This is a genomic window from Aeromonas sp. R2-4, assembly GCF_040908365.1.
Lineage (GTDB): Bacteria > Pseudomonadota > Gammaproteobacteria > Enterobacterales > Aeromonadaceae > Aeromonas > Aeromonas veronii.
In genome coordinates this window covers 34,835-48,395 of record NZ_JBFODO010000020.1, presented here as the reverse complement: position 1 = coordinate 48,395, position 13,561 = coordinate 34,835, and the positions used below count along the sequence as shown (strand labels likewise).

Sequence of the window (13,561 nt, the reverse complement as noted above, 5' to 3'; positions counted from 1 at the left end):
CTGCGGTTGCCGCACAGGTTCAGGCTGCCGCACACACCGGCCGCACCAAAAGCAAAAGCCCCGTGATGGGGCTTTTGCTTTTGAACTCGGTGAGCGCCGTAGGGGCGGGGGATTAATCCTCGGCCTTGTTGAGCCACTCCACCTTGTACTGGGCGCCGGCGCCCTGCGCCAGCTTGGCACAGAGTGGTTTGAGGAAGGCTTCAATCTGCTCGTCCAGCATCCAGGGCGGGCTGATGATCAGCATGCCTGAACCGTTCATGCCCCAGTCGGCAGTCTGACCGGCCACTTCCAGCTCGGCCACCAGCACGTTGCCGAAGTTCTCCCGCTTGATGGCGCGCAGCATATCGCGGGATTTGTCCGCCTCTTGCCCGAGGATGGGATACCAGAGGGCGTAGATGCCGGTCGCCCAGCGCTTCTGTGCCTTTTTCAGGGTGTCGACCACGGCGAAGTAATCTTCTTTGAGCTCATAGGGCGGGTCGATCAGCACCAGCCCGCGGCGCGGGGTCGGTGGCAGCAGGGCGATCAGTCCCTCGAAGCCGTCGCGGTGGTGCACGGCGACGCGGGGGTCATAGCCCATGTTGGCGCGCAGATCTTCGACCTCGTTGTTGTGCAGCTCCATCAGCGCCAGCTTGTCCTGCTCGCGGGTGAGGCGGCGGGAGAGCTCCGGCGAGCCGGGGTAGTAGTGCAGCTGACCATCGCTGTTCATCTCCTCGATGACGCCGAGATAGGGGGCCATGGCAGACCACTGGGCCCGCTCATCCCACAGGCGGCCGATGCCGTCGGCATACTCGGCCTTCTTCTGGGACCAGTCGCCGCGCAGGTCGTAGAGACCGCCACCGGCATGGGTGTCCAGCACGATGAAGGGTTTCTCCTTCTTCTTGAGGGACTCGATGATCAGGGCCTGAACGGCATGTTTCAGCACGTCGGCATGGTTGCCGGCGTGAAAGGCGTGGCGGTAGCTCAGCATATTAGATCTCTGAGGGGGCCCTGCTGGGCACCCAGTAACGATAGATAGTTCAACAAATTGCGGCTGTTGCCGCGAAACAGGGGGAGGCTGCGCAGGGTCTGCAACAGGACGCCCTGTTGCAGCCGCTCCAGCTCCAGCTCGTGGGCCAGCATCGACTGATACTGCTGCTCGTCGAGTCGCGTCTTGGCGCTCTGGCGCAGGGCGCGCCACGGGGTCAGCACCGCTTCGGTCTGCACCAGCGCCGGTTGCAGGTCGGTGAGATCGACCACGATGCCGAGTTGATCGAGCCGGTGCAGCAGCAGCGCCAGATTGACGTTGCCCCCCTGCTCCTGCACGGTGAGCCAATCCTGGCTGCGCTCACCATAGACCTTGCCGCTCCAGTGCCAGAAGCCGATCGGCGTCGGCAATTCGTGGACCGCGACCCGCTCGCTGGCCATCAGCTGTTCGTCACGCAAAGAAGGCCTGCTCCATGGTTTCCAGCTCTTCGGAGAGGCTCATCCACTCCAGCTCCACCTCTTCCAGCTGCTCCTTGAGGGGGCCCTGGGATTTGAGCAGCTCGGAGAGCTTGGTTTTAGCACTCTCTTCATAGATAGCGGGGTCGGCCAGCTGGCTCTCGATGTCGGCCAGCTTGCCCTGCAGCTTCTCCATGCTCGCTTCGAGCTTTTCCAGCTTCTGGCGCAGGGGACGGGTTTGCTGGCGGAATTCCGCCTCGCGCCGCTTCTGATCCTTGCGCGCTACCGCCGAGTTGGCAGAGACCGGGCCATCCGCCGGTTTGGCGTTGGCCTCTTTCTCCTGCTCGCCGAGCCACTTGTGGTAGTCGTCCAGATCGCCGTCGAACGGCTCGACCCGGCCACCGTGCACCAGATAGAAGTCATCTGTGGTGGTACGCAGCAGGTGACGGTCGTGGGAGACCACCACCATGGCCCCTTCGAAGCCTTGCAGCGCCATGGTGAGGGCGTGGCGCATCTCCAGATCCAGGTGGTTGGTCGGTTCATCGAGCAGCAGGAGGTTCGGCTTTTGCCAGGTGATCAGCGCCAGCACCAGCCGCGCTTTTTCGCCGCCGGAGAAGGGGGCCACCTTGTCGAGCGCCTTGTCACCGTGGAAGCCGAAGCTGCCCAGATAGTTGCGCAGCTCCTGCTCGGTCTTGTCCGGCGCGAGGCGGGCCAGATGATCGAGCGGGGAATCATCGAGACGCAGGGTCTCCAGCTGATGCTGGGCGAAGTAGCCGATGCTCACCCCGGCGCTCACTTCGAGCTTGCCCGACAGCGGCGGGTTGGAGCCCGACAGCATCTTGATAAAGGTCGATTTACCGGCGCCGTTGCGACCGAGCAGACCGATGCGTGAACCCGGTACCAGATTGAGTTTGATCTTCTCCAGGATCACCTTGTCACCGTAACCGGCAGAGAGGTTCTCCATGGCGATCAGCGGGGTCGGCAGGGCCGAGGGCTCGCGAAACTCGAAGCTGAATTCCGAGTCGGCGTGGGCGGGCAGGATCTTCTCCATCCGCTCCATCGCTTTCAGGCGGCTCTGGGCCTGACGGGCCTTGGAGGCCTTGTAGCGGAAGCGGTCCACATACGCCTGCATGTGGGACATCTCGCGCTGCTGTTTCTCGTACATCGACTGCTGCTGGGCCAGCTGTTCGGCGCGCTGCAGTTCGAAGTCGGAGTAGCCGCCGGTGTATTCGTTGAGCTTGCCGTTCTCGATATGGATGATGCGGCTGATGACCGAATCGAGGAAGTCGCGGTCGTGAGAGATGAGCACCAGCGTGCCCTGATAGCCCTTGAGCCACTTCTCCAGCCAGATCACCGCATCGAGATCCAGGTGGTTGGTCGGTTCATCGAGCAGCAGCAGATCGGAGCGGCAGAGCAGCGCCTGGGCGAGGTTCAGACGCATGCGCCAGCCACCGGAGAAACTGCGTACCGGCGAGCTCAGCTGCTCGTCGCTGAAACCGAGGCCGTGCAGCAGTTCGGCGGCGCGGGCGCGAATGCTGTAGGCGCCGATGGTATCGAGGCGACCGTGCAGCTCAGCCACCAGCAGACCATTGTCATCCTGCTCGGCCTGCACCAGCTGAGCTTCCAGCGAGCGGAACTCCTTGTCGCCGTCGATCACATACTCGAGGGCGGAGCAGTCGAGCGCCGGGGTCTCCTGCGCGACGCCTGCGATCTGCCAGCTTGCGGGCAGGCTGAAGGTGCCGCTGTCGATGGCCAGCTCGCCCCGTACCAGTGCAAAAAAGGTGGACTTGCCACAGCCGTTTTTGCCCACCAAACCCACTTTGTGGCCGGGGTGAATGGTGGCGGAGGCGTTGTCCAGCAGCTTGCGGCCGCCGCGGATCAGTTCGATTTGACTGGCAACTATCATGGGTGGGATCTGCTTGCTCAAAATGGAGGAGAAAAACTGGCGCGGATCTTACGTGAAATGACGCTGATTTGCACTGTAGCGAAGGGTTGGCCACTGGCTGGCACTGCAAAAACATGCCATAACAGAGAAACCAGTTTGGTTACGGGAGGTTAGCATGCATATCAGGGATATTATGACGACCCGGGTCGCCACCGTTTCAATGGATGATCGACTCCGAGTCATCAGGGATATCTTCGAGCAGGCACACTTTCGCCACCTGCTGGTGCTGGAAGAGGAGGAGCTGGTGGGGGTCATCTCGGATCGGGATCTGTTCCGTGCCATCAGCCCCTATCTCGACTCCGAAGCCGAGATGAGCCGCGATACCGAAACCCTCAACAAGCGGGCCCACCAGATCATGAGTCGTCAGCTCGTCACCATCGCACCCCATCTCACCGTGCGCGACGGCGTCAAGCTGATGCTGGAGAAGGGGGTCTCCTGCTTGCCGGTGCTGGAGAATGGCGCCCTGGTCGGCATCATCAGCTGGAAGGATTTTCTCAAGGCGGCGCTGGAGAGTGATGCGCTGGTTTGAGTCTGGCACTAAGCACCATCAGCTGACAGAGAACAAATAGAGAGAGGGGAGCCAAGGCTCCCCTCTCTCTATATTGGCTTTGCCGACAATGCCGGTTTGCACGCTTGCATCATCACGGCTCGGGCTGCCCTGCGACAAGACAGGAGGGGCCGCTGCCGGAGAGGTGCGGCTGAAGATGGGTGCGGATCTCCTGCAGGGTGCGCTGGTACTGCCGGGCATGCTGATCGAGAAACGCGGGGCTGTGCTTGAGGCGCCGCTCCAGGGTATCGACCAGCAGCGCCACCCTGGGAGCGGCCATACCCGCAGGCCAGCAGTGTTGCAGCAGCTCCAGCAGTTGCCAGGCATCGCCCGGCAGGGCGGGGAACTCCTCCAGCAGCTGCAAGCCCGCTTGCAGGGCTGTCTGATATTGGCTGGCCTGCATCGCCTTGTGGCGCAGCTGGCGCAGTTCGCTCAGCCGTTGTTCTCTCGCCGTCAGGCGCTGGCCCAGCTCGGCCACCAGATGGTGGAACAGCTGGCGGGTGAGCGGGTGGGGCGCCACCCTGACGCGGTATTGGGTCAGCTGGGTCAGGTAGCGCTGGGCATGGTGGGGCAAACCGCAGAACTGGCTGACCGCAAAGCCGAGCAGCAGGGTGAGGTGGTTGTCGCTCCCCTCATCCGGCTGGTGGTGGGCAATCAGGATCAGCGCCTCGTCGAAGCGGTAATCCAGCCCCAGCATCAGCGCCTGCAGCAACTCATATTCGTGGGGTTGCAGGTGGACGGTGCGTTTGAGGTGCTCCCACTCCTGTTGCAGGGAGCGGATCCGGTTGCTGGAGGGGGCGTGCCACAGCACCGCCAGACTGGCATTGAGCATGAAGCTGTCGATGGCAAGGCGGACGCGCTGCTCGCCGAAGTGGCGCAGGGTCAGGCTGTTGGCCTGCTCCAGCACCTTCTCCTCATCTTGCAGCACCAGCCCGAGCAACATCGCCAGCTGGTGCCAGCGCGGCTGATGGGGGCGGATCTGCAGCAGCTCTCCCATGGTCTCCCACGCCGCCAGCCAGTGATGCTGGTGCAGCTGGCTGGCGAGTTGCAGCTCCAGCCGGGTGGCCATCGAGACGCTGGCTTGATGGCGCTGCAAGTCGGTCCGGGCGCTCTGCAATTTTCCGAGCCCCAGCATGGCGTAGAAGAGCCCGGCCCTTGGCCAGCTCGCCTGATACTCGTTGGCACAGAGGGCATAGTGCTGGGCGGCGGTGATCCGCTCGGCTGATTGCAGCAGCAGGTAGCCCTTGAGCCGATCCAGCCAGGGGGTCAGCGAGCGATTCTCCCGTTGAAACAGCAGGTCTTCACAGAGGGCGGTAGCCAGTTGCCACTCCCGCAGCAGAATGGGGGCGGCCAGCGTGCGGGTCAGGTTGCTTAACTTCACCAGCTGGCCGAGCACCGCGGTGAGCTGCTGGGTCATGAAGGGGAGGGGCAGATAGAGGGAGAAGTAGAGATCCGAGGGGAGAAACTCCTGCTCGCTCTGATCGGCATCGAGCAGCAGCAATACGCAACCGGGTTGCAGCAGGCCGAGATAGTGCGCTTCGTGCAGCAGCCGGGCTCCGTCAAGATCCTGCTGTTTGTCCTGCTGACAGATGATGGCGTCGAAGGCGTGCTGTTGCAGCAGGGCCAGCAGGCCACTGCGCTCGTGGTTTGGATGGCTGTGGTAGTGGATCCGATCGGCGGGCACCCCCTGTTCGGTCAGTTCCCGGGTGATGGCGCTACGGAGCAGGGGATCCTCTTCGAGCAGCAGTATCGTCATGCAGGTACTTCCTGTGAGCAAACCATTAGGTTGATTATGGTAGACCCAAGAGGAACATAGGCACAGCACTCGCTGAGTGAAAAGCTGACAGTAGCCAGCAGGGTGCTGGAGGGCGCACTATGGGCTGTTATTTCAATCGGTTATGTAATCGCTCAGGCCCGCGACCTGCTATTGCCGAGGGCGGATCTGTGTCCCGAAGGGGCAGTCGCTCTGGCGGATCAGCCGCGACCCCTTGCCCTGTTCCCCCAGCCAGCTTAATTCCAGTTTGCCGAGGCGGCCCAGATGGCGCAGCTCGAACTCGTAGCGCTGGCAGAGGTTGTCCTGAGGCAGGCTCGCCATCCCCGCTGGCAGTCGGTATTGATAGCGAAGGAGTGGCCCATCCTCCAGCTTGCTGGCCACCGGCACCAGCCCCTCTGGGGTGGGCAGCGGCGCCCCGAGCGCACGGCGCAAACTGAGCGGGGCATCGATCGCCTTTTGATAGTGCAAGCCGTTCATCGCCGCCAGCTCCTCTTCCAGTCGTTGCAACTCCCCTTCCAGTCCATTGAGCGCGGCCCCCAGCTGCTGGTGGGTCGTTGACGAGGCGCAGCCACCCAGCAACAGGGTGGCAAGCAGCAGGGCGGCTCTGATGGGGGGCACGGCATCTCCTTGGCTATGACGATGAAGCGTGAAGGTCAGGTCGGCTGGCCCTGACTATAGCAGGGGATTGCTGGGGGGCGTCCCCTGCAGCAGTTGCGCCAGACGGGCCAGCCCCTCGCCGACCCGGGCGTCGGTGGCGGGTTGGCTCAGGCTCAGGCGCACCCCCTGCGGAGCGGCAAACTGACCGGCGGCGAAGTGTTCCCCGCTCGCCACGCCAACGTCAAGGGCATCGGCGGCAGCGGCAAACTGCTGGCTGCGCCAGGGTTCAGGCAGCGGCAGCCAGGCGTGCATGCTGCCCGGCTGCCAGCGGGCGGCGGGCAGCAGGTGGCGCAGCAGTTCGCCACGGCGCTTGAGGATCTCCCGCTGCTGCTCGACCAGCGGCATGATCTGGCGCTGACTGACCATTTTGCAGGCGAGCTCGATCAGCAGCGGGCTCACCATCCAGCTCGACAGCCGCATGGTCTGGGCGAAGGCGCTGCGCAGGGCGGGGGGCGTCAGCACGAAGCCCACCCGCAGACCGCCGCAGGCGATCTTGGCCAGACTACCCAGATAGATGACCCGCTCCGGCGCCAGATTGACCAGAGGGATCACAGGTTGCTGGGGCAGCAGGCCGTTGACGTCATCCTCGATGATCAGCAGATCGTGGCGACGGGCGATGGCGACGATGGCCTCCCGCCGCGCCAGACTCATGATGGCGGTGGTGGGGTTTTGCAGGGTCGGGGTGAGGTAGAGCAGCTTGGCCCGGCGGGTACGGCAGGCGGCGTCCAGTGCCTCGGGCAGCAGCCCCTCCTCGTCCATCGCCAGTCCCACCACCTGATTCTTCAGCTGGCGGGCATTGCCCAGCATGCCGGGGTAGCTTAGCCCTTCGCACAGGATGGTCTCCCCCACGCAGCCGGTCGCCAGCAGCGCCAGCATGATGCCGTGCTGGGCGCCGTGGCTGAACAGCAGGCGATCCTCACTGCAGGCCACCCCTTGCTCCGCCAGCCAGTTGACGAACTGCTGGCGCTGATCAGGCCGTCCCGCCTCCTTGTCGTAGCCGAGCAGGGCGTTGAGATCCCCGTCCGCCACTTCCCCCAGCATGGGGCGAATGATGGCCGCCCGATCCAGCTGCACCGGCAGGTTCTGCCACAGCTCGATGCGGTGCCCCTCCTCCTGACGGATCACCCACTCATTGGCGGGATCCGTGTTCGCTCCCTTGACCCAGGTGCCGTGGCCCACCCGGGCGGCCAGCAGGCCGCGCCGCTCTGCCTCGCTGTAGGCGCGGGTGACGGTGCCGACGGTGACACCCAGACGATCCGCCAGGGATCGGTGGGTGGGCAATCGGGTCTGCGGTGGCAGCTCGCCATTCACGATCCCCTGTTCGATCGCTTTGACCAGCTTGAGGTAGAGGGGGCCATCGAAGGCCGCAAGGTCGGGCGTCCAGATTGTCATGGTGACAATAAATCCATTGATCAAAATTTGTTGTCAATATAGCGTGAATTTCAACCTGATAACAACCAAATAGCACACATTGTATCGATACAATGTGGCAGGCAAGGAGTCACAATATGACGATGGAGTGGTATGTCACCCTGTTCGGTTTTGCCGTACTCACCTGCGGTACGCCGGGGCCCAACAACCTGATGCTGACGGCCTCCGGCGCCAACTTCGGGGTGCGTCGCACCCTGCCACATCTGCTCGGGGTGGGGCTGGGGCAGCCGGTGCTGCAGCTGGTGCTGGCTCTGGGGCTCTATCCCCTGTTCGAGCGCTGGCCCTTATTACGCCTCGGTTTGCAGATCTTCGGCAGCCTCTATCTGCTCTGGCTTGCGTGGCGTATCGCGGTGGCCGGTGCGCCTAGTGATCCGGCCCGACGTGCCCGTCCGCTAACCATGCTAGAGGGGCTGGGCTTTCAGTTCCTCAATCCCAAGGCGTGGATGATGGGGATCTCCGCTATCAGTCTCTTCAGCCTGCCCGGCGCCAGTTACTGGTCGAGTCAGCTGGCGGTGATGGTCATGTTTGTGCTGGTGGCCCTGCCGGTCTGCTTTGTCTGGGTACTGTTCGGCCATCAGCTGAGCAACTGGATCAGCTCGGATCGGGGCTGGCGGCGACTCAACGGATCCCTCGGTCTGCTGACGGCGCTCTGCGTGGTGATGCTCTGGTATTGAGCCGTGTTGCTCTGATGGGGGGAGGTGGCCTGGAAAGAGGCATTTCTGACTTGTCGCCACGGGGTTGGCTCTGCATATTAGAAGGCTTTCCCCATAACGGGGGCGTTGCATCGACAAGAGGTTGAGATGGATCTGAACTGGTTACTGCCCCTGGCGGGGTTTGCCCTGGTTACCTGCGGCACGCCGGGGCCCAACAATATGTTGCTCACCAGCGCCGGGGCGGCGCAGGGTTTTCGCCGCACGATTCCCCTGCTGGTTGGGGTGGTCGGGGGGATCAATCTGATGATCCTCGCTACCGCGCTGGGGCTTGGCGTGGTGTTCGAGAAGGTGCCGCTGCTGCACGACGGCCTCAAGCTTATCGGTTCGGCGTATCTGCTCTGGCTGGCGTGGAAGGTGGCGACGGCCAGCGGCCCGGCCGAGGGCAACCGGCCGCTCATTCCCGCCCATCAGGGGGCCATGCTGCAACTGCTCAACCCCAAGGCGTGGATGATGGCGCTCTCCGCCATCAGCGGTTTCACTCTGGCGGGGGAGGCTTACTGGCCCTCCGCGCTCTGGGTGTTGGTGATCTTCTTTATTACCGGCCTCTACACCGGGGCGTTCTGGGTGCTTTTTGGTGCCCAGGTGCGGCAAATCATTCGCACTGCCCGGGGTTGGCGGCGTTTCAACCTCGGCATGGGGCTGGCGACGGCCGCCTGTGTCGGGATGATCTGGATTTAGCCCGGGGTTAACCCGGGTCTTTACCGGCTGTCTTGTTGGCCCTGCGGGGCCTTTTTTATCTCGCCCGCGTGACCTTGCCTGCAAGGTAGCGTGGGTCTGCCCTCCCTTGGGATGAAAGGAGTTCCTATGAAATGTATCGGTCTGCTGGGTGGCATGAGCTGGGAGTCCACCGTCAGTTACTATCAGGCGCTCAACCGCGGGGTGCGCGCACAGCTAGGTGGTTTGCACTCGGCGCGGGTGCTGCTCAACAGTGTCGACTTTGCCGGTATCGAGCGGCTGCAGCATGCCGGTGACTGGCCCGCCACTGCCCGTCAGCTGGCGGCGGAGGCGCGCAAGTTGCAGGATGGCGGTGCCGATTTCTTGCTGATCGGCACCAACACCATGCACAAGGTGGCGCCCGAGATTGAGGCGGCCATCGATATCCCGCTGCTCCATATCGCCGATGCCACTGCGGCCACATTGCGGGCGGACGGGATAACCCGGGTCGGCCTGCTCGGCACCCGCTTCACCATGGAGCAGGATTTTTACAAGGGGCGCTTGCAGGAGCGCTTCGGGTTGGCGGTGCTGGTACCCGATGAGGCCGGGCGGGAGCGGGTACACAGGATCATCTATGACGAGCTCTGTCTGGGGGAGATCCGTGCATCGTCGCGCGCCGAGTATCTGGCCATTATCGAGGAACTGGCGGCCGCGGGTGCCGAGGCGGTGATCCTCGGCTGCACCGAGATTGCCCTGCTGGTGGGGGATGCCCGGGCGGTGGTGCCGCTCTACGACACCACTGCCATCCATGCCGAAGCGGCGGTCGCGCTGGCACTGGCAGCTGATTAATAAACTGGTCAGATCTCACTATTCATGCTTGTCTCATACCCCTTGCCATAAAAGCGTGTAAAATTGCGCCCTGAATTTTCCCCGGCCAACGCGGGTTGGCTGCGGTTTCCTAGCATGCAAGGCTGACATTGTGACTGAAGTAGATAGATTCGCGGATATTCGCCCCTACCGCGATGAAGAAGTGCCGGCAGCCATCGAACGGCTGATCCAGGATGATGAATTTATCGGCGCCATCGCCAAGTATCGTTTCGGTTCCCTGATGAGCTGGCTGGGTTGGGCCATTCGCCCGCTGATCCGCCTGTTCCTGCGCCGCAAATGGTCAAAAGTGACCACTGTGCATCAGGTCCAGATGGGGGTCACCCGGTACATGTCCCGCATGATCGCCACCTCCACCAAGGGGGTGACCTTCTCCGGGATCGAGCATCTGAAGAAAGAGCAGGGCTATCTGTTTGTCTCCAACCACAGAGACATCGCCATGGACCCGGCGTTCGTCAACTGGGGGCTGCACACCCACGGTTTCGATACCGTGCGCATCGCCATCGGTGACAACCTGCTGCGCAAACCCTGCGCTACCGAGCTGATGAAGCTCAACAAGAGCTTTATCGTCAAACGCTCCGCCAAGGGGCCGCGGGAGATGATGAAGGCGCTCGGCGAGCTGTCTGCCTATATTGGCAACTCGGTTCACGAAGGTCACTCCATCTGGATCGCCCAGAAGGAAGGGCGCGCCAAGAATGGCGATGACAAGACAGATCCCGCCATCCTCAAGATGTTCTACGTCGACGGCAAGAAGCAGAAGATCGACTTCGTCGACTACATGCGCAGCCTCAATATCGTGCCGGTCAGCATCAGCTATGAGCTCGACCCCACCGACAAGGCGAAGGCGCGCGAGCTTTACGAGAAGTCGGTCAACGGCAGTTACGAGAAGGGCGAGTTCGAGGATATCGAGAGTATTGTCGCCGGTATCGTCGGCATGAAGGGGCGGGTACACGTCTCCTTCGGCGCCCCCATTACCGAGGGCTTCAGCGATCCGGACGAACTGGCCGCGCTGATCGACAAGGCGATCTGGAGCAGCTACCACCTCTTCCCCAGCAACTATCTGGCGGCCGATGTCTCCGGCAAGGCCAACACCATCGAGCAGGCGGCCTTCCTGACCCGTCAGTCAGAGGTGCCGGAAGAGCACAAGGCGATCTGGCGAGCCATGTACGCAAAACCGGTGGAAAACGCCAAAAAGGCTTGAATGAAACCGGTTGTTAAACGGTTTTGCGAAAAAAACGGGCGCTGATGCGCCCGTTTTTGCGTCTGGTCAAAGTCGAGGGGGAAAGGGTGGTGAATAATATGGTTTCAGCTGGTACGATCACTATGAAAATGGGATTATGTCTCTTGGCAAGGTGCTGACGAGTGTGTAACAGTGCCCATATAGCTGAACATGAGCAAAAGCTCTAAACCGGTTTGCACGGATTGCAGACGGCATTATTGAAGGACCTGTCACAGGTCCTTTTTCATTGGCTGGCAAAGATGCCGCCCAGATATACCTAACAGGAAACAGACGCCATGATCACCGGTAGCCTGAACACCCTGCAGCGGACACCGCTGCCCGCCCCGCTGGCCCGCATCATGGCCGAGGTGGTGAAGAGCGTGGCGCACTGGGGTGACGCGCCGCTCGGCAAGACCGAGATCGATGGCCTGAACCTGTTCTGTCTGGTGAGCGAGGATCTGACCGAGCCAGCCGCGGATCGCCGTGGCGAATTCCATCAGCAGTATCTCGATATCCAGCTGCTGCTGCGCGGTGAAGAGTGGATAGGTGTGGGCCCCCACGACTACGTGAGTGACGGCGCCGACCATCCCCATCCCGACCTCTGGTTTGTCGATGACGAGCAGACCAGCTATCTGGCGCTGCAACCGGGCGATTTCGCCATCTTCTGGCCGGGCGAGCTGCACCGCCCGCTCTGTACCATCAACCAGCCCGCCAAGGTGAAGAAGCTGGTGGTCAAGGTACACAAGGATCTGCTGGCTATCGCCTGAGCACTCCCATTGAGGCGAGCCCTGTGCTGCTGATGCGTTGAGGCTCGCAAGCATTGAAACCAGTGATACGCACCACAAGTTGCGATGACTCTTTCAAGAGCAAGAATTGAAAAATTGGACGCACCCTCCTGCGACCATAAGCCCCCGGCAGGGGAATCCCATCCTCTTTTGGATGACACGACACTGTCGGCATAAAGCCGAAGCACAGGAAGATGTAGAAAATGAGCAAGTTGGTATTGATCCTTAACTGCGGTAGCTCTTCCCTGAAATTTGCCGTAATGGACGCCGAAACAGGTGAGGACATGCTGTCCGGCCTGGCCGAATGCTTCAATCTGGATGATGCACGTATCAAATGGAAACTCCACGGGGTCAAGGGCGAAGCCATGCTGGGAGCGGGTGCCGCTCACCAGGAGGCCCTCGACCATATCGTGGGTCACATCCTGCCGCAGGATCCGACTCTTGCCGAGCAACTGGTGGCCATCGGTCACCGAATCGTACACGGTGGCGAGCAGTTCTCCCGCTCCGTGCGTATTGATGACGGCGTGATCGCCGGTATCGAAGCCGCCATTCCGTTCGCCCCGCTGCACAACCCGGCCCACCTCATCGGTATTCGCGCCGCGCTGAAAGTGTTCCCGCAGCTGTCCGAGAAGAACGTGGCCGTGTTCGACACCGCTTTCCATCAGACTCTGCCGCAAGAGGCCTACCTCTATGCGCTGCCGCACAAGCTCTACCGCGAACACGGTATTCGTCGTTACGGTGCCCACGGTACTTCTCACCGCTACATCGCGGAAGAAGCCGCGAAAGAGCTGGGCAAGCCGTTGAATGAACTGAACATCATCAACTGCCACCTGGGTAACGGTGCCTCTGTCTGCGCCATCAAGAACGGCGAATCCGTTGACACCTCCATGGGTCTGACTCCGCTGGAAGGTCTGGCGATGGGTACCCGCTCCGGTGATATCGATCCGGCCGTAGTCTTCTTCATGCACGACCAGCTCGGTTACAGCGTGGAGCAGATCAACCACACCCTGACCCGTGAGTCCGGTCTGCTGGGGATGACCGAAGCGAGCAGCGACTGCCGCTACGTCACCACCAACTACGCCACCGACGCCGGTGCCAAGCGCGCGCTGGATGTCTTCACCTACCGTGTGGCCAAGTATGTCGGCGCCTATGCTGCTGCGATGGACGGTCGTCTGGACGCCGTGGTCTTTACCGGCGGTATCGGTGAGAACGCCGCCATGGTGCGCGAGATGGTGCTGAACCGTCTGGCCCTGTTCGGCTTCAAGGTGGACAAAGAGGCCAACAACGCCGCGGTACTGGGTGGCGAAGGTCGCATCACCACCGCCGACAGCCGTTGCGCCATGGTGATCCCGACCAACGAAGAGCTGGTCATCGCTCGCGATGCCCTGAGCCTGGTCTGCTAAGTCAGCCTCGCTTTGAAACAACGCCCGGCCTGTGCCGGGCGTTGTCGTTTGTGGCGACCCGTTATTTGACATGGGGGAGGGGAGCGGTACCCTGACCACCACTGTTTTTGCAGCCTGCGGGCTGCCCGG

General features: G+C 62.1%; 13 protein-coding genes. 7 read left to right on the top strand and 6 right to left on the bottom strand.

Features of this window, described 5'->3' with window-relative positions:
* Window positions 1-112: 112 nt before the first annotated feature.
* Genes AB5Z05_RS10415 through AB5Z05_RS10405 form a run of 3 tightly spaced genes read right to left on the bottom strand, consistent with a single transcriptional unit; the run spans window position 113 to window position 3,325 of the window.
* Entirely contained in the window at window positions 113-967 is an 855-nt protein-coding gene (locus AB5Z05_RS10415) for a 23S rRNA (adenine(2030)-N(6))-methyltransferase RlmJ (protein ID WP_047439456.1), read from the bottom strand.
* A complete protein-coding gene (locus AB5Z05_RS10410; RefSeq protein ID WP_368151398.1) occupies window positions 961-1,422 on the bottom strand; it encodes a DUF2390 domain-containing protein in 462 nt (153 codons plus the stop codon). Before AB5Z05_RS10410 ends, AB5Z05_RS10415 begins: the two co-directional genes overlap by 7 nt.
* On the bottom strand, window positions 1,415-3,325 hold the full coding sequence (locus AB5Z05_RS10405; protein ID WP_368151396.1) for an ABC transporter ATP-binding protein: 1,911 nt from the start codon (window positions 3,323-3,325) through the stop codon (window positions 1,415-1,417). Before AB5Z05_RS10405 ends, AB5Z05_RS10410 begins: the two co-directional genes overlap by 8 nt.
* 154 nt (window positions 3,326-3,479) lie before the next feature.
* Between AB5Z05_RS10405 and AB5Z05_RS10400 the strand changes: the two genes are divergently transcribed.
* Window positions 3,480-3,893, top strand: a complete 414-nt coding sequence (locus AB5Z05_RS10400; protein ID WP_040068349.1) for a CBS domain-containing protein — start codon at window positions 3,480-3,482, stop codon at window positions 3,891-3,893.
* 112 nt (window positions 3,894-4,005) lie between these two features.
* Here the strand turns inward: AB5Z05_RS10400 and AB5Z05_RS10395 are convergent, their stop codons facing one another.
* The 3 genes from AB5Z05_RS10395 to AB5Z05_RS10385 form a co-directional block, all read right to left on the bottom strand.
* Complete coding sequence (locus AB5Z05_RS10395) at window positions 4,006-5,667, bottom strand: hypothetical protein (RefSeq protein WP_368151394.1); 1,662 nt, start codon at window positions 5,665-5,667, stop codon at window positions 4,006-4,008.
* 168 nt (window positions 5,668-5,835) lie between these two features.
* Window positions 5,836-6,303: a hypothetical protein gene (locus AB5Z05_RS10390; protein WP_236303383.1), complete on the bottom strand. Its 468-nt coding sequence runs from the start codon at window positions 6,301-6,303 to the stop codon at window positions 5,836-5,838.
* A 54-nt stretch (window positions 6,304-6,357) separates the two neighbouring features.
* On the bottom strand, window positions 6,358-7,734 hold the full coding sequence (locus tag AB5Z05_RS10385; protein WP_139739831.1) for a PLP-dependent aminotransferase family protein: 1,377 nt from the start codon (window positions 7,732-7,734) through the stop codon (window positions 6,358-6,360).
* Between the two features lie 116 nt (window positions 7,735-7,850).
* On the opposite strand from AB5Z05_RS10385, the gene AB5Z05_RS10380 reads away from it, so the two are divergent.
* The 6 genes from AB5Z05_RS10380 (at window position 7,851) to AB5Z05_RS10355 (ending at window position 13,432) form a co-directional block, all read left to right on the top strand.
* Window positions 7,851-8,447, top strand: coding sequence for a LysE family translocator (locus AB5Z05_RS10380; protein ID WP_005362793.1), 597 nt, complete (start codon window positions 7,851-7,853; stop codon window positions 8,445-8,447).
* A gap of 126 nt (window positions 8,448-8,573) precedes the next feature.
* On the top strand, window positions 8,574-9,164 hold the full coding sequence (locus AB5Z05_RS10375; RefSeq protein ID WP_005335534.1) for a LysE family translocator: 591 nt from the start codon (window positions 8,574-8,576) through the stop codon (window positions 9,162-9,164).
* Between the two features lie 126 nt (window positions 9,165-9,290).
* Window positions 9,291-9,989, top strand: a complete 699-nt coding sequence (locus AB5Z05_RS10370) for an aspartate/glutamate racemase family protein (protein ID WP_368151391.1) — start codon at window positions 9,291-9,293, stop codon at window positions 9,987-9,989.
* Between the two features lie 130 nt (window positions 9,990-10,119).
* Window positions 10,120-11,226: a 1-acyl-sn-glycerol-3-phosphate acyltransferase gene (locus tag AB5Z05_RS10365; RefSeq protein ID WP_005335527.1), complete on the top strand. Its 1,107-nt coding sequence runs from the start codon at window positions 10,120-10,122 to the stop codon at window positions 11,224-11,226.
* Between the two features lie 314 nt (window positions 11,227-11,540).
* On the top strand, window positions 11,541-12,011 hold the full coding sequence (locus AB5Z05_RS10360) for a YhcH/YjgK/YiaL family protein (protein ID WP_075114585.1): 471 nt from the start codon (window positions 11,541-11,543) through the stop codon (window positions 12,009-12,011).
* Window positions 12,012-12,232: 221 nt separating this feature from the next.
* Complete coding sequence (locus AB5Z05_RS10355) at window positions 12,233-13,432, top strand: acetate kinase (protein ID WP_005354534.1); 1,200 nt, start codon at window positions 12,233-12,235, stop codon at window positions 13,430-13,432.
* Window positions 13,433-13,561 lie beyond the last annotated feature (129 nt).

Excerpts from the sequence above, each read along its gene's own strand:
- AB5Z05_RS10415 (WP_047439456.1), bottom strand. The coding sequence starts at position 967 with ATGCTGAGCTACCGCCACGCCTTTCACGCCGGCAACCATGCCGACGTG.
- AB5Z05_RS10405 (WP_368151396.1), bottom strand. The coding sequence starts at position 3,325 with ATGATAGTTGCCAGTCAAATCGAACTGATCCGCGGCGGCCGCAAGCTG.
- AB5Z05_RS10400 (WP_040068349.1), top strand. The coding sequence starts at position 3,480 with ATGCATATCAGGGATATTATGACGACCCGGGTCGCCACCGTTTCAATG.
- AB5Z05_RS10395 (WP_368151394.1), bottom strand. The coding sequence starts at position 5,667 with ATGACGATACTGCTGCTCGAAGAGGATCCCCTGCTCCGTAGCGCCATC.
- AB5Z05_RS10385 (WP_139739831.1), bottom strand. The coding sequence starts at position 7,734 with ATGACAATCTGGACGCCCGACCTTGCGGCCTTCGATGGCCCCCTCTAC.
- AB5Z05_RS10380 (WP_005362793.1), top strand. The coding sequence starts at position 7,851 with ATGACGATGGAGTGGTATGTCACCCTGTTCGGTTTTGCCGTACTCACC.
- AB5Z05_RS10375 (WP_005335534.1), top strand. The coding sequence starts at position 8,574 with ATGGATCTGAACTGGTTACTGCCCCTGGCGGGGTTTGCCCTGGTTACC.
- AB5Z05_RS10370 (WP_368151391.1), top strand. The coding sequence starts at position 9,291 with ATGAAATGTATCGGTCTGCTGGGTGGCATGAGCTGGGAGTCCACCGTC.
- AB5Z05_RS10360 (WP_075114585.1), top strand. The coding sequence starts at position 11,541 with ATGATCACCGGTAGCCTGAACACCCTGCAGCGGACACCGCTGCCCGCC.
- AB5Z05_RS10355 (WP_005354534.1), top strand. The coding sequence starts at position 12,233 with ATGAGCAAGTTGGTATTGATCCTTAACTGCGGTAGCTCTTCCCTGAAA.